The following is a 20,304-nucleotide window of genomic DNA, read 5'->3' on the forward strand; positions in this document are numbered from 1 at the left end:
ATTGAAATAAACGAACACAGAAAATATTATTCCATTTTAGCATTTCCTTCTACCTTTTTTCTAAACCTTTCAAACCACTCTTTGGTTCCAGGGTCGAAAAACGGCAATGCTGTTTCGGGATATTTGTGTTCTACTGACTCCATCAGCTCTGCTGCCACTGCGTTTTTATTTTGCTGTGATGCAATGCTGACGGCTGTTGTATAAGTAAACCTGTAGTTATTCAATACCTGGATATTATCCCTGTTGTTCAAATACCCCCTTGAAGTAGCAGACAAGTACCTTAGTTTCTTAAGTCTTGAAATTAGTACAGAAATATTTATTTCTGTTGTATCTGTTGATAGTTTATTCGTAAGCCCCTGTACCCTCAGATATTTTTCCAGAAACAGAGACATGGTGTTAGGCACATCACCCGGAAAATTCACTTCTTTAGTAAAGGCATTTTGCTGTAGCACGTCCAGCAGAATTCTATCAGAACGCAATAAATACTTCTTACCGTAGCTAGGCCACAATTTCCAGCTGATGCCCGTATCCGCAATATTACTGTTGTTGTTGCGAATGTTTACCTGTTTTACATCCCAGCGCATAATGTCCAGCTTTTCCAGATCGGCAGGCGAATAGGATGTTGGAATCAGCCTTCTTTTCACTAGCCAACGGGGATACCAGCGTGTGTTTAGCAGGTTTATATCCACACAAATAACATCGGTACGGTATTTTTCTACCGTTTGCAGGTAGTACAGGTAATACAGGTACAAATCGCCATTGGTAAATAAGTAAGCGCCTTTGCCACATTCTTCCAGCACCTGTCTGAAATAGGTAAGTACCGTGCGGTCAATTCCGCCCCGCGTGGCAGCCTGTTCCAGGCTCCAAACGGCTGAATCATTTTTATTATCATAAGCGTACCGGATGGCCTGTGAACCCCATACCGTTAAAATTTTGGTATGCGGATCTAACAGCATCAGTTCACCTGTATAAACGTCATTGCTAAGTGTAACAGCTTTTTCGAAAGCTTCGCTGGCCTTGGTGGTTAGCCCTACCTGCACTTTAATCATGCCTTCCCCTTCCTGCGAGTTCAGTTTGTCAATAGCGTACCCGTAAAAATACCAGGCTTCTGCGCTGTTGGCATTTTTAGATATAGCTGATTCCAGCAAACGTCCCGCCCTGTTGTAATCGGGCAGTTCATCGTCGCCGTTTCTTTTCATCTCTTCCTTGGCTTTATCCAGGTCGCGCTTAAAATCGCCTTCCTGTGCAAAAACAGAGAATCCAAAAAGACAAGCAATAACCAGGTAAGCTGTTTTCATCATATTACACAAATATAAATACCTGGCAGGTTACAAAGTGAGCTTCAACCCTTTGTTAAGGGGCATGCTTTTTTTCTTATTCCTGCCTTTTTCATTATTCAAATTCGTAACCAATATCCCTGCGAAAGAACATTCCTTCAAATTGTACCTGCTCCAGTGCTTTGCGCGACTGGTTAGCAGCCTGTACAATGCTATCGCTATAAGAACTTACTGCCAGTACGCGGCCGCCATTGGTAACCACTCCTTCAGCAGTTTGTTTGGTGCCTGCATGGAAGATAATGGTATTGGCTGGTAATTTATCGTTGGCTATTACAATAAGCTTGCCTTTTTCGTAATCGCCGGGGTAGCCGCCGCTAACAGCCACTACAGTACTGCAACTGCGGGCATCCGCCTCAATGTTAATATTATGCAAAGTATGGTTATGCGCCGCCAGCAACAGTTCTACCAGGTCGTTTTTTAAACGGGGCAGCACCACTTCTGTTTCCGGATCGCCCATACGGCTGTTGTACTCTATCACAAAAGGCTCACCATTCGTATTCATTAAACCAAAGAAAATAAAGCCGGTGTAGTCAATGTTTTCTTTATGCAGGCCCTGCACAGTGGGTTTAATAATGCGCTCTTCTACTTTTTGCATAAAAGCAGCATCCATAAACGGCACCGGACTTACACAGCCCATACCACCGGTGTTTAAACCAGTATCGCCTTCGCCAATACGCTTGTAATCTTTGGCGTGGCCTATTATTTTATAGTCAGCACCGTCTGTTACCACAAACACACTTACTTCTATCCCCTGTAAAAACTCTTCCACTACCACTTTGGCCGACGCTTCGCCAAACTGCTTGTGCACAATCATTTCGTCAAAAGTAGCCAGCGCTTCTTCGTGTGTGGTGGCAATTACCACGCCTTTACCGGCAGCCAGGCCATCTGCCTTTAATACCACAGGTAAAGAGTGTTGTTTCAGATATGCTTTACCTTCTTCCAGGTTATCAGCAGTAAATTCAGCATACGCCGCTGTAGGAACGTTGTGGCGTTGCATAAACTTTTTGGAAAAAGCTTTGCTGCCTTCCAGCTGCGCGCCTTCGGCCGATGGGCCAAATACTTTAATATGTTGTAAAGCCGGGTCTTTTTTAAAGAAATCGTATATGCCTTTTACCAACGGCTCTTCAGGACCAACTACCACCAGCGCTATATTATTATCCAGGCAAAATTGCTTTTGCGCTTCAAAATCGTTCACGCCAATATTTACATTGGTGCCGTGTTCTGATGTGCCGGCGTTACCCGGTGCAATAAATAATTGACCACATAGTGTGCTTTGCTGCAATTTCCAGGCAAACGCATGTTCCCTGCCCCCGGAGCCTATAATCAGGATATTCATATACGTAAAATTGAAACTGCGGCGAAAGTATCATTTAAATGCCGGTCGAAAGCAGGAATTATAAGTTGTAGTTGCTTTTTCTCGTTTTTCTCTCCCTTTTTTATCATTTTTCGGGATATATGCCGCCAAACAGGCGATTTTTTCCTTTTCTGCTCCATTTTTTGTTAAAATCGGCGTGTATCCCAGATCATTACTAACGCCCGGCAGCATTTTGACCTGATTTTAAATTTTATACATTATTTTCGGCCGCCTAACGGGCAGAGTACTCCCATTTGTATTAAAAATTATGCTTTTATGAACCAAACTGCGCCCTCAAAAGGGCATCCTAAAGGTTTAGCCGTTCTGTTCACCACCGAAATGTGGGAACGCTTCAACTTCTACGGCATGCGCGCCTTACTTAGCCTTTTTTTAGTGAACGCCCTTGCATTTAGTGACAAAGATGCTGCTATTATTTATGGTGGTTTTCTGGGTCTTTCTTACCTCACTCCTATGCTCGGTGGTTTTATCAGCGACCGTTTTTTAGGTAACAGAAACTGTATTGTACTGGGTGGTACTATTATGGCCCTGGGCCAGCTGTTATTATTTGCCAGCGGCAGTATGTATTCCAGTAGTGTGGGAACAGCCACCAGCTTAATGTGGGCTGCCTTGTTCGTTATCATCATTGGTAACGGCTTCTTTAAGCCTAACATTTCTTCTATGGTGGGGCAGTTGTATCCAAAGGGAGATACACGTCTGGATTCCGCTTTCACTATTTTTTACATGGGCATTAACGTAGGCGCTATGCTGGGTATGACCATTTGTCCGGTACTGGGCGACGTAAAAGTGGGTGAAGTACGTGTGGTAGAAGCATTCAAATGGGGATTCCTGGCTGCCGGTGCAGCAATGCTGCTAGGCACCATTCTGTTCTTTATGCTGAAAAATAAATATGTAGTAAAACCTGATGGTACCCCAGTGGGCATCAAGCCAGATTTTACCACCGTTAAAGCAGTAGAAGAATCTGACGAAGCAGAAAAAGCACACTTTAGCCAGAAAGCTATTCTGGGCGTGGTATTTTTAATGATTGCCCTGTTCTTTGGCATTCACTTTCTGTCTATCGATCCTAACCCGATTAAATCGTGGGTATATCCATTTATTTACGCTGCAGGTATTAGCCTTGCGGTGTTGATTCTGACCGATAAATCTATCACCAAAGTAGAAAGAGACCGTATCCTGGTTATTTATACCGTAGCATTCTTCGTTATCTTCTTCTGGAGTGCTTTTGAACAGGCTGGTTCTTCTCTTACTTTCATTGCCGATAAACAAACTGACCTGAACTTACTGGGCTGGAATATGCCTCCTTCTTTTGTACAAAATGCCAACTCTATTTTCGTAATAGCCTTTGCACTTCCTTTCAGTGCATTGTGGTTAAGCCTGCAAAAGAAAAACAGGGAACCCGGTTCTACCACCAAACAATCTTACGGTTTAATGCTGTTGGCTATAGGTTACCTGATCATTGCCTTCCAGGTAAAAAGCATCGGCAACTCTGGCAAGGTGGGTGTAATCTGGTTAATTATTATGTACCTGTTCCATACCCTGGGCGAGCTTTGTTTATCACCTATCGGTTTATCCCTGGTAGCTAAACTGGCACCTAAACGTTTCTCTTCTTTATTAATGGGTGTATGGTTTATTGGTAACGCTGCCGGTTATGCACTGGCTGGTACCCTGGGTGCTATCCTGCCTCCTACAGGAGATAAGTTTGAAGCAGCTTCTAAACAAGGCATTGACCTGCAGGGTGTATTAGACGGTAAGATTACCGCTACAGCCCAGCAATTGGCTATACTTACCAAAGAAAAGATAGCTACCACTTATCCCAGCTTTGCAGGTTTTACTATCCATAACCTGTATGAGTTCTTTATGGTGTTTGTAATACTGGCAGGTGTTGCTTCTGTATTATTATTCGCTATTTCAGGCAAACTAAGCAAAATGATGCACGGCGTTAAATAAGCGTCTCACGACATAGTAAACAGGCGATGCAGTTGCATCGCCTGTTTTATTTTACTACTTTTAGAAATATCAAAACACATTATGCAGGATAAACCAAAGACCTTCCAGCCATTTGTTTCACCCGAAACAAATATGAAAGAGCTTACTGTAAAGGCAATCGTAATGGGTTGCCTTTTCGGTATCATATTCGGGGCAGCCAACGTATACCTGGCGTTAAAAGCCGGGCTTACCGTTTCGGCATCTATCCCCATTGCCGTAATAGCCATCACCCTGGGCCGCCGGTTATTGAAAACGACTATTCTCGAAAACAACATTATACAAACAGGCGGCTCGGCAGGCGAAAGCATTGCATCGGGTGTAGTGTTTACCCTGCCCGGCTTTTTGTTTTTAACCGACCCGGCCAGTGCCTCTTTTTTTAACTACATGACTATTTTAACGCTGGCCATATTCGGCGGCATACTGGGTACTTTAATGATGATACCCTTACGCAGGTCACTTATAGTAAAAGAGCATGGCAACCTGCCTTATCCCGAAGGAACTGCCTGCGCCAGCGTATTAAAGGCCGGTGAAAAAGGGGGCAATGTGGCGCAAACCGCCTTTATGGGCCTGGGCTTTGCTTTTATCTATGCTTTTTTTCAAAAGGTATTGCGTGTAATTGCCGACGTGCCTTCTTTCATTACTGCACAAACCAATAAGTTTTTACCTTCTGCCCGGTTAAGCAGCGAAATAACTCCCGAATACCTGGGTGTAGGCTATATCATTGGCTTACGCATATCCGGTATCCTGGTGGCAGGTAGCGTATTAAGCTGGTTTGTATTTATTCCTTTACTGGCAACCGTGGTGCCGGGTGATACCGTTGCTGCACAATTGGTGAAGCTGGGTTATTTATCCAACCTGCAAACAGCTGGCGGACCAGGCGACTGGAACCCGCTTACCCATTCTTTTGGCGATTGGTCAGACGCTATCTACCGTGCTTATGTACGCCAGATAGGTGCCGGTGCAGTAGCAGCAGGTGGTTTTATTACCCTGTTTAAAACATTGCCCACCATTGTTTCTTCTTTTAAAGGCAGCATTGGTTCTATTAAACAGGATAAAGGCAACGCAGCTACCACTATCAGAACAGAACGCGACTTGGATATTCGTATTGTAGGTATTGGCAGCCTGGTATTGATTGCATTAATGGCCGTATTACCTCAAATACCTGGCGATACCCTCATTAGTAAGCTGGTCATTGGCATACTGGTAGTGGTGTTTGGCGCTTTCTTCGTTACCGTATCTTCCCGCATAGTTGGCCTTATCGGCAGCAGCAATAACCCTATCAGTGGTATGACCATTGCCACTATTATGGGCACCTGCCTGGTGTTTATTGCAGTAGGCTGGACCGGTAAAGTATTTGAGCCGCTTGCCCTGGTAGTAGGTGGTATGATTTGTATAGCCGCAGCCAATGCCGGAGCCACTTCACAGGATTTAAAAACCGGTTATATAGTAGGCGCAACGCCCAAATACCAGCAGATAGCCCTGTTTGCGGGTGCTATTGTTTCTTCTATTGCTATTGGTTTTACTATTAAAATACTGGATACGCCTTCACAAGCCATGCTGGCCAAAGGCATACACCATGCCATTGGTTCAGATGCCTTCCCCGCACCGCAAGGCACCCTGATGGCCACACTGGTAAAAGGCATTTTGTCGTTTAACCTTGATTGGCAGTTTGTATTGGCCGGCGCAGCTATTGCCATAGTAATGGAATTGTGCGGCATACAGGCACTGAGCTTTGCAGTGGGTGTATACCTTCCGCTAAGTACCACCCTTCCTATTTTTGTAGGTGGTGCAGTACGCGGTATTGTAGACTGGCGCAAAAAGAAAAAGGGCGAGGTTGTGGCTACAGAAGCAGGTGAAGAAGACCTTGGCAAAGGCAACCTGTTTGCTACCGGCCTGGTAGCAGGTGGCGCTATTGCCGGGGTACTGATTGCATTTCTTACCGCTAATGAAAAAGCCAGCGAATTCCTGTCCCATCTTAGCACCGAACATTTCTTTACCAATATGTTGGGTGTGCAGGGCTATGCAGTCCTTGGCTTTTTATTATTCCTGGTAATGGCCTTTGTTTTATACCGGATAGCCATGAAAAAGGATGAACATATAGTATAATTAAAACGATCATAATTAACTAAAGAGGGCGTATTCCATAAAGCGGATACGCCCTCTTTAGTTAATTTCCGATAAGGATAAGCTAATCGCGGCGCATTCCCTCACCCCGGCAATAGATACATTTATAGCTATTAAGGTATTCGAGTATGAAAAAAATATTATCAGCATGCTGCCTGTGCGCAGGCATTATTTCTGTCCATGCACAAAAGCCCCCGGGCAACCCACCTCTTATCAGCACATTTGAGCAATACATTATCACTGTTCCGCCAGACAGTCTTCACCTGGATACTTTTTACGCCAGGTACACCGATGCTTATGGCATCCCGGTAGTATCATCACGCAATGTATCCGATGCAGCCTTGCTGGTAGGCCGGGACATTATCAATTATATGTTATTGAAAAGGCCCGATGTAAGAAAAGTGCTGATTGCCGGAAACGCGCGCCTGAGCATCATTGGCAAATCGGAAATGCAGACAGATTTACCAGAATGCAGGGATTGGAAAAAACCAACTATTGACGATGTACGCTTAACACCTGGCGAACGTGATAACTACAATAAACCCGGCGGCATTGCTTCCATGACCGACAAGCAATACTGGAACCAGCGTGCACGTGGCATGGGCGGCATTCAAACTTCCTGTGCCGAAGAAAACCTGTTGGGTATACCTGGCACCCGGTATTATGGAGAGAATATTACTGTGCATGAGTTCAGTCATAACATTATGGGTGCTTTGCAAACATTTGACACTGCTTTTAACAGGGCCATTGAAGCTGCTTATGCAGCTGCTTTAGCAAAAGGATTATACAAAGGCCAATATGCTATTAATACCATTGCCGAATATTGGGCCGAAGGTTCGCAATGGTGGTTCTGGAGCAATTATGAATTTTACGATAACACCACCCGCATACAAACACCCGACGATTTAAAAAGCTACGACCCCGCTTTGTATGCCATACTGGAAAGTGTATATGCAGGACATCATGTACCAGGCGATGTGTATTATGGTAAAAATATCCCTTACCCGGCCAGACGCAAATAACTCAATACTATGCAAACCAAAACTAACCAGCTGCTGGGCCATCCCCGCGGATTATTTATTCTTTTTTTTACTGAAATGTGGGAGCGCTTTTCATTCTACGGTATGAAGGCATTGCTGATATTTTATTTAACCAAGTATCATTTCTTTTCCGACACAGCAGGTAATCAAATTGTAGGCAACTATGCCACACTGGTATATGCCTTACCCATATTGGGCGGATTGATAGCAGATAAATACCTGGGGTACCGCAAGGCAGTAACCTTTGGCGCTATATTACTGGTGCTGGGCCATTTAGGTATGGCCATGGAAGGCACACAAGCTTATTACAATGCAGCGGGGCAACTGGTGCAGGACAAGCAGGCCATACAAGCCTTTTACTTTTCCATGGGGTTAATCATTATGGGCGTAGGCTTTTTAAAACCCAATATTTCGGCTATTACCGGCCGCCTGTATGAAAAAGGCGATGCCCGCCGTGATGCCGGCTTTACCATTTTTTATATGGGCATTAACCTTGGTTCATTCTCCTCTACATTGGTATGTGGCTGGCTAGGTGAAACATATGGCTGGCGCTATGGATTTGGAGTAGCAGGCATAGGCATGTTATTGGGGCTAATTACGTTTATATGGGGCAAAAAGCATTTAGAAAACAAAGCAGAACCCGCCAACCCGGCTTTGCTACGTGAAAAAACCTTTGCAGGCATCAGTAAAGAATGGATGGTATACTTATGCTCAGCAACAGGTGTTTTTGTTTGCTGGCAACTGGTACAGTATCATGCGGTAGTGGGTGGTTTACTGGCAACAACTGCTTTAGTGGTGGTTCTTTTTCTTTTATGGTTTATCATTCGTCAATGCAATGCACAGGAAAAAGGCCAGATGGCTTCTTTGCTGGTGCTAATATTATTCTCCGTTATATTTTGGGCATTATTTGAACAAAGCTATAGTTCTATGAACCTGTTCACCGACAGGGTAGTGAATAGGCATACAGCCTGGGGTGAGATAAAGGCATCGCAATTTTTATCCCTCAGCGGCTTTTTCATTGTATTACTGGCGCCCTTGTTTGCAGTAATATGGATGTGGCTGATTAAAAAGAAGCGGGAACCCAATGCCGCAATAAAGTTTGGGATGGGTATTATATTCGCAGGAACAGGTTTTGGCGCGCTGGTACTAGGTATTCATTATGCAAGCCATGCGGGGCAGGTTGGCCCGCTATGGTTGGTAGCCGCTTATTTTTTGCATACCTGTGGCGAGTTATGTATTTCTCCTGTAGGCCTTTCTGCTGTTACACGCCTGGCTGTTCCTAAAATAGTGGGTTTTATGTTGGGTACATGGTTTTTGGCCACAGCGGGCTCTGAATTCATTGCCTCCATACTGGCTAACATAGCCAGTGTAAATACTACTGGCGGTATTGCAACAGATATCCACGGTTCACTTCTTGCTTATTCCGCATTATTCCGTTTCCTGTTTTTTACCGGTTTAATTGCCGGAACAGCCTTATTACTGCTCTCTTTCTTTATCCGCAAATACCTGCGTGAACAATAAAAAAGGCTTCCGGTACAAAACCGGAAGCCTTTTTTAATATTGACTTGATTGTGTGTGTGCTACTAATTGTAACCCGGATTTTGTGTATACAAGCCAGATTTCACCAATATCTCTGCTTGAGGAATAGGATAGATAACATAGTTAGGCACTACTTCATTAATACTACCCGTAAGTCCCTGGCTGGTTCTCCATGCATTCATGGTAGTTACTGCCATACCTTCTCTTACCAAGTCATTCCAGCGGAGTCCTTCTCCTAAAAACTCTCTTCTTCTTTCTTCCATCAGTTGCGCCAGTGTTACATTGGAAAGAGGTGTTGTGATGCCAGCTCTTGCCCTTACCGCATTTACAATAGAATCAACCGTAGCCTGTGTGCCGGCCGCGCCATGTAAAATACACTCAGCCTTCATCATCAGCACATCGGTATAGCGCATTACAACAAAGTTGATCGGCCAATCCGTATAACGTGCTCCTATTTTAGAAATGTTGATATACTTTTTAATGAACGGACGGGTAGTATCGAACACTACATCGGTAGTAGCCGCTTTAAATTGACGCTGAATATTAAATGTATCCCTTGTATCGGTAACACCGGAAGCTTTATAAGAAGCTGTAAGATCGTAAGGGATGTTAAAAGTACAAGTACCATAACCGTTACCATAACCGCTTAACCCTAAACCAGTGAAATAAGCAGGAGGCACCAGCATGCTGGGAAAATCGCCACCATAAGTAGTGCTGCTGGTAGAGTAGCCACTTACATATTGTACATCAAAAATCACCTCCTTGTTATTTTCATTGGTATAAGAGAAGATATTAGGATAGCTCGGCAGGAAAGAATAAGTACCACTACCTATTACCTCGTTGAATAAAGCTAAAGCCTTGTCATATTCACCGCTGGCCAGGGTTGGACCTTCTACACCCGAGTAGGTTGGGCCCGAACGGGTTAAGTATACCAGGCCTAATAATGTTTTAGCTGCACCTACAGTAGCGCGGCCCACATTGGTTCCTGTGTAAGTTGCAGGCAGCTTGCTTACGGCATAGTTCAGGTCGCCAATGATTAAGTTATATACATCAGCTACAGGGCTTCTTCCTATGTTCAATGCTTCCGTATAAGTAGTAGCAGAATCTACAATAGGTAGTTTTCCGTAAAAGCGAAGCAGATCAAAATAATACAGAGCTCTTAAAAACCGGCACTCAGCTGTAAACCTATTACGTAAAGAGGTATCACCAATGTTAGCACCTTTAGCCGCAATAGCATTCAATACCGTGTTAGCATTATAAATACCGTTAAAATCATTATTATATGCTCCTACAATAAACGCAGTAGTAGTAAGGTTAGGTGAAAAATTATTGATACCCTGCCAATCCCTGTTACCATCAGAAGTAGCACTTATATTATCCGAGCGCATCTCTCCCATCCATAACTGGTAATCAGGATAGGCGTTTAAGTTAGAATATACACTGTTTACACCACTAAGGAAATCATTGGCATTAGCGTAATAGTTTCCGGTAGTTACACTGGAAACAGGTGACTGGTCCAGTTTTTTATTACATGCGCCAAAAGCAAGCAAAGCTGCGCATAATGATATGTTGATAATCTTTTTCATGACTTGTGTACTTCAGGTTCAATTAAAAAGTAAGGTTTACACCCAGCGTAATGGTTTTGCTTAAAGGCATTGCACCATAGTCGCCCGGAAGCGGGTAGCTACCGTTACCACTGGTGTTAGTGTTTTGCGCTTCGGGGTTTACACCTCCCTTATATTTATCATGTCCAAAAAAGTTCTGAGCAGAAGCATATACGCGGGCAGCAGAGAACACGCTTGTTTTCAAAGCATTCTTTAAGTTGTAACCCAATGTAATGTTTTGAATTCTTATAAAGTCTGTTTTATATAACCAGTCTGTAGTAAAATAAGGAATAGTATAGTTAGTTCCTATTTTACCTCTTGGTGCACTATAGTTTTGATTCTTCTCAGTCCATCTGTCGCGCCATACACCTAATGTAGTGTTTCTGCCATTGGCCGGGTTATCAATAGCACGTCCTAACCATGACATAACAGAACCGCCTTGCTGACCATACGCCTGTATACTTAAATCCCAGTTTTTGTATTTCAGGGTATTGGTAAGTCCCCAGGTATATTTAGGAGTAGGTCTGCCGGCAACAACGCGGTCATTGGCATCAATTACACCATCTTTCTTGGCATCCACATATTTGGTATCACCTACTTCCTGTCCTGCCAGTTTGGCTACGTTAGGATCTGCAATGTCCTTGGCAGTTAAAATGCCATCGGTTTGAATCAGGTAATAGCTAAACATAGGCACTCCTTTTTTCAACAGGAAAGGAGGGTTACCGCTATAACCGGAAGAGACGTTGATAGCTGCACCATCAGGACCTAAAGCTGTAATATGGTTGGTGTTAAATGCTATGTTGGCTTGAGTAGTCCACTGAACAACAGATGTATTTTTCAGATTATTCGTGTTAATACCAATCTCCAGACCTTTATTTTCTACCGCACCGATATTACGTAACAAAGAAGTAAAACCACTTGCACCAGGAACCGGAACGTTCAACAATAAATTAGTATTCTTTTTCAGGTAAGCATCAACAGTAATGTTAATGCGGTTGTTCAATAAAGCCGCATCCACACCTAAGTCGTAGGTATTAGAAGTTTCCCATGCCAGGGCAGGGTTAGGAATACTTGCAGGAGCCTGACCAGGAGCCACTGTGCCACCAAAGCTATAATATGTACTGCTTAAAGTAGGAACTGCTGAGTAGTCGCCAATGTTATTGTTACCAGATTTACCCCAGCTTGCCCGCAGTTTTAAATCGTTTACAAAATTCACATTTTTCATAAATGATTCCTGCGAAATACGCCAACCGATAGAGGCAGAAGGGAAAGTACCCCAACGGCTGTCACTACCAAAACGGGAAGAGGCATCTTTACGAACAGTAGCTGAAACCAGATATTTACCATCGTAGTTATATTGTACCCTTGAATAATAAGACACCATTGCACTGTTTGACTCAGAAGTATTACCTGTAACAGTAGCGGCGTTATTGAGGGTTTGGACAATATTATTATTTAAACCGCCGGAAGAACTTAAAGTAAATGATTCGTAGTGCACATATCCATAAGACATACCTCCGATAACATTCAAATTATGCTTATCGGCAAAAGAAGTATTATAGGTAAGTGTGTTTTCACTAACAATATTTTGCTTTTTAAAGCCATTATATCCCGCAGAAGAAGATTTGCCAGGGGATGTTAAATAGTTAGTGATGTTACCGGCAACATAATCAGGAGTGTATGTTTTCCTGTTCATGTTGTTATCATCGTAGTTGAAAGTGGTTTTGAATGCCAGACCATTCATAATCTGATACTCACCATAGATGCTGAATAAGATACGGGTGGTTTTGGTAAGATTGGTAGTGTTTTGTAAATAAGCTACCGGGCTTACGCTGGAGGTAGCAAACGTATACACGTTATTTTTACCTGCACCTGTTAACAATCCGGCTGTATCTTCAACAATTGGCGTCATGTTATACAGCTTCATCAGTTGGTTATCTTTACCTTCTGCACCAGGACTTTTTGTTTCAGAATAAGAAGGAGCCAGGTTAATCCCCAGTTTAAGCTTTTTGCTGGCAGTAATTTCTACGTTAGCCCTGGTTGAATAGTTTTTGTAGCCAGAATTTATTAAAGTACCATCCTGGTTTAAGAAGTTACCAGAAACAAAATAGCGTGCATATTCGTTACCACCGCTTCCTGAAACTTCGTAATTCTGAAATAATGCTTTACGAAAAGCTTCTTTCTGCCAGTCTACATAAGTAAGACCAGGATGCCCGGGCTGTGTCCACCTGTCATCTGTCATATATAGCGGGTTATAAGCGTTAGCCGCTAACCCTAATATTGCTCTTCTCTCTGCATTGGTTTGATCGGCAGTACGTCCCGTACCAGATCTTACCCATTTGTAGTTAGTAAGTTCAGTATCCTGATCAATCCACTCCTGTGCACTTAACACATCCAGTTTCTTGGCCACCTGGCTCATACCGGTATAAGCATTTACAGATAACCTGCTTTTACCTATTTTACCTTTTTTGGTAGTGATAATAACCACACCATTGGCAGCCCTTGAACCATAAATAGCACCCGCAGCCGCATCTTTCAATACCTGAATGCTTTCGATATCGCTGGGGTTAAGGTTGTTTAACGGGTTACCGGTAAAGCCACCAGCAGAGTTCTGACTGGCCACATCCAACGGAAAACCGTCAATTACATATAAAGGCTCGTTGCCCGCACTTACCGAACCTGCACCACGCACCTGGATGCTTAAACCTGCACCAGGCATACCCGTTTGCTGTTTCACCTGTACGCCCGCCATCTGGCCAATCATAGCCTGATCAATACGGGCAATAGGCTTTTCTTCCAGGGTTTTGGTATCAAATGTGGCTACCGCACCGGTTAAATCCTTTTTCTTTTGTGAACCGTACCCCACCACAATCACATCATTCAATGCTTTTACAGCAGTTTGAAGCGTTACAGTCAAATTGGTTTTTCCTTCTACCGGCTGCTCCAGGTTGTTGTAACCAACATAGGAAAACACCAGCGTTGCATCAGCCGCAACAGATACGCGAAAGCTACCATCCTCTTTTGTTACCCCAACAGACGAACCGTCTTTCACCTGGATAGATATACCAGGCAAAGGTTTACCAGTTTCGTCATTTACCTTTCCGGTAACCGTTATCACTTTCTTTTGAGAGGTGGAATCCTGGGCTTGTGTAAAGCCTCCAGGCAGGAATTGGATCAGACAAAGGAACATCCCTGCAAGGATGCAGCCTTTTAAACCATGCAGTTGGTTCATATAGCAAATAATTGTTTAGAAAAAGCTAAGATATACGTCAAAGAATTCGCGAGTGTCCTGAACTGTCCTGTACGAGATTGTTATCTCCTTGTCAAAACCGACCAAACAAGTCAAACACATTGATTAACTGACGCTTTTACGCTATAAAACTAACGGCTCTCCCTTATACATAGGATCAAGGGAACAGTTTTTTAAGCAGTATTTAAAACAGAAAATATGAGAGGAAGCGCCTTATACACCGTTATTATCATACTTTTTACGGTAGCTTCTCCGGGAAATGAAATACTTCCAAGTGTAGGTGGGCTAAGCATTGTATGGATGATATGCCTGGCAGCTGGGTGTGTTTCTTTTGTGGTCCGTATAGCAGCCGGGCACGATTAAATGTTACTTAAAAAGTAGCAGTACACGCACATACATATTAAATAAAAAACCAGGGCAGCCTTTACAGCTGCCCTGGCGTGTGCTACTTTCCAGTGATTCTTATTGCCTGTCTGTTATATTCCACCACCTCTAAGGGCCAGCACAGCTATACTGTTTAAATGCGAAATGTCTCTTGTATTGCTTTTACTGAAAATGCTATCCCAAATGCCCGCACGATGCGGACGTATGGCCAGCAAATCAATAGCATTGTTGTTACTAAAGCTATCCAGTTCGGCTACTACATGTTTGGCTTCCAGCTCTTCAAACACCACATTCATACCAGCCAGTTCTTTCTGCCATTTACCTTTCCACATTAACTCCTCTTCGGTTAAAGTGGCGCCTACATGCACAAAATGCAAACGGGCCTGGGTATAGGTAAGTAAGCGACGCAGCGTTTGCACAGGACCGTATAAATCTTCCCGCTTGTAGTTGCAGGCAAATGCTATTTGTTTGATAGCCGAGAAACGTAATGTAGCCGGAACCATCAACACAGGTACCGATAAGTCAATGAACGCATCCAGGATATGATTGTCCCACGACATTACATCATTATAATCGCCTTCTGTGCCCATGGCTACCAGGTTGGCGCCTTCTTCATCCACTTCATCCTGCAATGCTTCTATAAACTGCCCTGTTACCAGGCGTGTTTCCAGGTGCGCATCCGGATAAATAGACAGTATGCGTTGTTTCTCTGCTTCCAGCAGCCCTTCATCCATAACTGTTACATCGCTGATAGCAGCCATGCTTACGCCATCACCGGCAAAACCGGCAGAGAACGACAGCACGCGCAACAGGATAATACGGGCGGGTTGTTTGTGCTTATAGGCACATACGTAGTCCAGGGCGTTTTGCGAAGAGGCTGAAAAGTTAGTTACCACTATAATGGTTGACATAGCCATTTACTTTTAATGTCCGCCGGCATCTGCCAGGCTCACTTTGTTTTTAGATCTCTTTACAAATATGATGACTAACGGAACTGTTATCAGGAACATAATACCAATTCCAATGAACACATCCATGTAAGACAGGATGGTACTTTGTACACTAATAGAACCATCTATCATTTGCAGCGCCGTTTTTTCAGCGATGTTAGGTGCTTTGCCTTTAGCTATCATACCAGCCTTTAATGCCTGTAACCTGTTTTGTACATTGGGATCGTAAATATTTAACTTACTTACCAGGTCGCTCCGGTGCTTCATGTTCTGCCGGGAGATATAGGTAGATATCATAGCCACACCAAACGATCCGCCTAACTGACGCATCATGCCGGAGAAAGCAGCACCCTGTCCTATCTGCTGCCCTTTTAATGTAGAAAGTGACATTACAGATACAGGTACCGCCAAAAAACCCAGACCCAATCCTCTTAGCATCAGCACCCAAAAGAAATTATCACCACCGGTGGCCGGCGTCATAATACCATGGGTGAAGAAACAATACAGGAAAAAGATGAACAAGCCCAATGCAATCAATCCCTTTTGCGATACCCCTTTCTGAATCATCTGCCCTACGATAGGCATCATAAAGGCGACTACTAACGTACTGGGCACCATTAGCATACCGGACTGAAACGCCGTCCACCCCAGTATCGACTGTGTGTACAAAGGAACTACGAATGTAGAGCCATACAAACCAAAGCCCATGATAAAGGAGAGTATTACCCCTATCCGCAGATTGGTATTCTTTAATACCCGTAATTCTACTACAGGATATTTAAATACCAGCTCGCGCCAGATAAAGAAAAACCCGCCTAAAATGGCTGTAACTGTTAACACTACTATACCCGTGTTGCTAAACCAATCTTCTTCCTGTCCCTTTTCCAATACGTACTGTAACGAACCTACCGTAGCCATCAGCAACCCTATTCCCAACCAATCTACCTCACTTGCTTTGCGCTTCTCGGCATACTTAGGACTTTTTACATACATCAGCGTTAACAGGGTAGCAATAATACCTACCGGTATGTTGATATAAAATATAAGCGGCCACGAATAGTGGTCAATAATATAACCACCTAATGGCGGGCCTAATGTAGGCCCCACGATAATACCCAACGTATAAATGGCCTGCGCCATCGGACGCTTTTCTACCGGGTATATCTCTGTTATAATAGTTTGAGAAGTTACCAGCAACGCACCACCACCTAAGCCCTGTAAAAAGCGGAAGATGATCAGCTCTGACATAGTACTGGAATTACCGCACAAAAACGAACTCACGGTAAACAGTATCACTGATGCAGCAAAGTAATTGGTACGGCCAAACTGTTGCGATAACCAGCTGGTCATAGGTACAATAATTACGTTGGCAATGGCATAGGCAGTAACCACCCAACTCACTTCGTTAAGGGTAGCCCCCAGGCTTCCCTTCATATCGTTGAGGGCCACGTTAACAATGGTGGTATCTATTATTTCCAGCAGCGCACAAAACACAGCCGTGATAGTAATAATCACGCGCCTGGCTCCATACTCTACCAGCGAATTTTGTTCTAACATAATTTTTTGTAATTAGGTATCCTAATCCAGGTGCACATCCACATCGGCATTCATACCTGCCTTCAGCCTTTTCACCAGTGTATCCTGTGCATTGGTGAATTCAATTTTCACAGGCAAACGCTGTACTACTTTTACGAAGTTACCGCTGGCATTATCCGGAGGTAATAAAGCGAAACGTGCGCCGGTAGCAGGTGATGCAGAACTTACCACACCTTCAAACTCATGGCCCGGGAAAGCATCTATTTCCAACATTACTTTCTGTCCTTCTCTTATCCTGCCGTATTGTGTTTCTTTAAAGTTGGCTACTATCCAGGTTTCATTGTTTAATACAATACTGAATAAAGCCGCACCCGCCTGCACAAACTGTCCGTTCTGCACATTTACTTTAGATACCATTCCATCTTCAGGAGCAATCACAACCGTATAGCTCAGGTTCAGCTTCGCATCATCCACATCTACCTTTCTTTGCTTCACCGTAGCAGCTGCTACACCAATCTGTGAAGCAGTAGCATTGCTCTGGCGACCAATAGCGCTAACCTGTGTAGAAGCCTGTGCTTTTTGTTGTTGTAATACCTGTAATTGCTTTTCGGCAGTTTGCTTAGCCGCTAAAGCCTGCTCGTATTGTTGCTGTGTGATAGAATGATCTTTAATCAGGTTTTCGTAACGCTTAAAGTCTTCATTTGCACGCCATAGGTTAATTTTAGCAGTTTCAATCTGCGCATCAGCAGTTGATACATTCGCCTCAGAAGGCGCAATGTTAGCATGTGCTGCACCTGCATTGGCCTGCGCTGCAGCCACGTTGCTTTCAGCGGTAGCTAATGCTGCTTCTGCCGCTTCCACACGTAATTTAAAATCGCGATCGTCCAGTATAAACAAGGTATCACCCTTCTTTACACGCTGGTTATCTTTTACTCTTATTGAAACCACATAGCCCGATACACGCGGGATAACAGGACTGATATTGGCTTCTACCTGTGCATCATCTGTTTCTTCGTGATGCTGACCGTGTATGTATTTGCTTATACCAAACCAGCCACCGGCAATCACTGCCACTATCAGGATGATGAGGAAGGTTTTATTCTTTTTTTGCGTGCCTGCCGCATTATTTTCTGCTCCGGTTGACATAATTATGTTTTTTTCCGTGGGGTTATAATTATTTTTTCTGTTGACTATTTGCCAGTACACCTACTTTTTCCAGCAGGGTGTTGTACGATACTACTAATTCAGCTTTGGCTTCCTGCAGGTTTATTTTGCTTTGCAGTAAAGCCACGTTAGCATCCAGCAGTTCGGTAGTTGTAACCAGGTTGTTATCGTGCTTGTTTTTAGTGATGCGGTAGTTTTCAGTAGCATTGATCACTGACTTTTCTTCTACCTCTATTTTCTTTTTATTAGAAAGATAGTTTTGATAAGCACGGTTAATATCCAGATGAATATTATCGGTCAGTTGATCCTGACGGGCTACTATTTCTTTGGATTGCGCTTCTGCTTCAGCTACTTTGCCTTTGTTTTTCCACAACGACCCAATGTTATACGATACACCCACGCCTACGTTTACAATGTTAGTAGCGGTAAGCAGGTTAGGTATATAAGCCGCCACATAACCACCGGTTAAACCAATAGTAGGATAATAATCTCCTTTGGCTGCTTTTACAGCACTTTCAGAAGCTTTCCTGCGCAGGTCTAAAGCAGTGATATCTCTTCTGTTAGCCGCTGCCTGTTGCTCGTACTCTTCTATAGAACCCAGCGTATAGTTGGTATCGAAGTAGCTGCTGTCAGCCACAATCGTATTCTGCTCCGGCTGGCCCATCATCAGGTTTAAGCTTACCATAGCCAGTTTCAGGTTGTTCTCAGCATCTACCAGCGTCATTTCAATTTGTGAAGTTTGCAACTGCGCCTTCAACATATCGTTACGTGCCAGTAAACCATTTTTTTCCAGGTTGGAAAAATCATTATCGCGCTGTTGCGACTGATTCAGGTTTTCTTTTACCAGCTCAACCGCCTTTTGCGATTTGTACAGGTTGCTGTAAGCGCTGATAGCATTTACCACAATAGCTTCCTTGTCATATTCCGCATCTGACTCGGCTGCTTTTTGTAAATACCTGGCCGATTCAATGCCATAGCGCACTTTTAAGCCTGCATACAAAGGCATGCTTACAGTGGCCATACCATACATGGCCTGGGAAGGTTTGGGAAAGGAGCTGCTGCTTCCGGCACTGTCACTACTACCCGTTTTTAAATCAATAGTAGGGTGCGTTAGCAGCAAATAAGAGCCACTCACCTTTGCATCCGGTAAACGGTTGTCCAGCGCCTGTTTCAACTGGGCTGTTGCCTGTTCAATTTTTGCCTTACTAATTTTAAGCTGCTTACTGTTTTGCAAGCTTAATTCTATAGCCTGGTTCAACGCCAGTGGAGTAGAAGTCTGCGCTTGTGTGCTTATACCGCACAACAAGGCCAGGCTTATCCATAGCGCTGCCATACCATACGTTCTGCTTTTACTCATATATCAATATTGATTGTAGTATCCCTTTTAAATAACCGGCAAGTATTCGCTTTAATTCTTCCCGGCCTGCTTCTTCGTCCAGCTGCCGTTGCTGCATAATCTCCCTGTAGTCGTCCCTGTTTATTACCATATACGTAATGGTGCCTACAATAAGCCCGGTAATGAGTTCAACGCTTGCCGTTTTTTTCACCACTCCCTGCTCCTGCCCCGCCTGTATTACGCCTGCTATAATAATGCTGTTGCGTTCTTTAAAGTTGCTCAGTAATTCCCGGGTACCGGCATGTTCACTTATGGCATTCTCGTAAAACAACTGTGCCAGCACCAATGGATTCGCAAAGCCCAACTCCACATACTGCTCTATCAGCAAAACCAGCCTTGTTTGAATAGGCAGCGCCTTATCACTTACCACCGCATCAATTTTTTCCAGCAGTTGGTGAATGCGCCATTCCAGCATCTGCTCCAGCAGATTTTCCTTCGTAATAAAGTAGTAAAACACCTGGGCACTGTTAATTCCGGCACCAGTAGCTATCTCTTTAATAGAAACCTGGTTGTATCCTTTTTCAATAAAAAGAGATTCGGCCACTTGCAAAATAGCCAGCTGTTTTTTACTAAAAACCTTACTGTCAGTCTCCATAAAATGAATAATTATTCACTCAAAAGG

14 protein-coding genes are annotated in these 20,304 nt (G+C 43.7%); 4 read left to right on the forward strand and 10 right to left on the reverse strand.

Translation table 11 applies throughout. The annotated features are described in order from the left end of the window. Nucleotides 1–26 precede the first annotated feature (26 nt). The 3 genes from FLA_RS25640 to FLA_RS31275 form a co-directional block, all read right to left on the reverse strand. On the reverse strand, nt 27–1,301 hold the full coding sequence (locus FLA_RS25640) for a hypothetical protein (RefSeq protein ID WP_144263957.1): 1,275 nt from the start codon (nt 1,299–1,301) through the stop codon (nt 27–29). Nucleotides 1,302–1,392: 91 nt separating this feature from the next. After that, nucleotides 1,393–2,673 (reverse strand): phosphoribosylamine--glycine ligase, encoded by a 1,281-nt coding sequence (gene purD / locus FLA_RS25645; RefSeq protein ID WP_076375712.1) that lies wholly within the window; start codon nt 2,671–2,673, stop codon nt 1,393–1,395. A gap of 30 nt (nt 2,674–2,703) precedes the next feature. Beyond that, a complete protein-coding gene (locus FLA_RS31275; RefSeq protein ID WP_144263958.1) occupies nt 2,704–2,883 on the reverse strand; it encodes a hypothetical protein in 180 nt (59 codons plus the stop codon). An 84-nt stretch (nt 2,884–2,967) separates the two neighbouring features. Between FLA_RS31275 and FLA_RS25650 the strand changes: the two genes are divergently transcribed. The 4 genes from FLA_RS25650 to FLA_RS25665 all read left to right on the forward strand — a co-directional run bounded on the left by FLA_RS25650 (nt 2,968) and on the right by FLA_RS25665 (nt 9,380). Continuing rightward, on the forward strand, nt 2,968–4,656 hold the full coding sequence (locus FLA_RS25650) for a peptide MFS transporter (protein ID WP_076375714.1): 1,689 nt from the start codon (nt 2,968–2,970) through the stop codon (nt 4,654–4,656). Between the two features lie 132 nt (nt 4,657–4,788). After that, on the forward strand, nt 4,789–6,801 hold the full coding sequence (locus tag FLA_RS25655; RefSeq protein WP_231940328.1) for an OPT family oligopeptide transporter: 2,013 nt from the start codon (nt 4,789–4,791) through the stop codon (nt 6,799–6,801). A 146-nt stretch (nt 6,802–6,947) separates the two neighbouring features. Then, on the forward strand, nt 6,948–7,841 hold the full coding sequence (locus FLA_RS25660) for a glycoside hydrolase (RefSeq protein ID WP_076375718.1): 894 nt from the start codon (nt 6,948–6,950) through the stop codon (nt 7,839–7,841). 9 nt (nt 7,842–7,850) lie between these two features. Then, nucleotides 7,851–9,380 carry a peptide MFS transporter gene (locus FLA_RS25665; RefSeq protein ID WP_076375720.1) on the forward strand — a complete coding sequence of 510 codons (1,530 nt, stop codon included), beginning with the start codon at nt 7,851–7,853 and terminating at the stop codon, nt 9,378–9,380. 62 nt (nt 9,381–9,442) lie between these two features. Here the strand turns inward: FLA_RS25665 and FLA_RS25670 are convergent, their stop codons facing one another. From FLA_RS25670 to FLA_RS25700, 7 genes are all read right to left on the reverse strand, one after another. Then, the gene (locus tag FLA_RS25670) at nt 9,443–10,984 is read right to left on the reverse strand and encodes a RagB/SusD family nutrient uptake outer membrane protein (RefSeq protein WP_076375722.1); all 1,542 of its coding nucleotides are present in this window, start codon (nt 10,982–10,984) and stop codon (nt 9,443–9,445) included. Between the two features lie 22 nt (nt 10,985–11,006). Further along, the gene (locus FLA_RS25675; RefSeq protein WP_231940329.1) at nt 11,007–14,234 is read right to left on the reverse strand and encodes a SusC/RagA family TonB-linked outer membrane protein; all 3,228 of its coding nucleotides are present in this window, start codon (nt 14,232–14,234) and stop codon (nt 11,007–11,009) included. A 494-nt stretch (nt 14,235–14,728) separates the two neighbouring features. After that, the gene (locus FLA_RS25680) at nt 14,729–15,547 is read right to left on the reverse strand and encodes a universal stress protein (RefSeq protein ID WP_159445058.1); all 819 of its coding nucleotides are present in this window, start codon (nt 15,545–15,547) and stop codon (nt 14,729–14,731) included. A 12-nt stretch (nt 15,548–15,559) separates the two neighbouring features. Continuing rightward, complete coding sequence (locus FLA_RS25685; protein ID WP_076375726.1) at nt 15,560–17,143, reverse strand: DHA2 family efflux MFS transporter permease subunit; 1,584 nt, start codon at nt 17,141–17,143, stop codon at nt 15,560–15,562. A 21-nt stretch (nt 17,144–17,164) separates the two neighbouring features. Continuing rightward, the gene (locus FLA_RS25690) at nt 17,165–18,268 is read right to left on the reverse strand and encodes an HlyD family secretion protein (protein WP_076375728.1); all 1,104 of its coding nucleotides are present in this window, start codon (nt 18,266–18,268) and stop codon (nt 17,165–17,167) included. Nucleotides 18,269–18,296: 28 nt separating this feature from the next. Beyond that, nucleotides 18,297–19,643 carry a TolC family protein gene (locus FLA_RS25695; RefSeq protein ID WP_084206019.1) on the reverse strand — a complete coding sequence of 449 codons (1,347 nt, stop codon included), beginning with the start codon at nt 19,641–19,643 and terminating at the stop codon, nt 18,297–18,299. Beyond that, nucleotides 19,636–20,277 carry a TetR/AcrR family transcriptional regulator gene (locus FLA_RS25700; protein ID WP_076375729.1) on the reverse strand — a complete coding sequence of 214 codons (642 nt, stop codon included), beginning with the start codon at nt 20,275–20,277 and terminating at the stop codon, nt 19,636–19,638. The genes FLA_RS25695 and FLA_RS25700 overlap by 8 nt, the downstream gene beginning before the upstream one ends. Nucleotides 20,278–20,304 lie beyond the last annotated feature (27 nt).

Origin of the sequence: Filimonas lacunae (assembly GCF_002355595.1) — a bacterium.
GTDB lineage: Bacteria > Bacteroidota > Bacteroidia > Chitinophagales > Chitinophagaceae > Filimonas > Filimonas lacunae.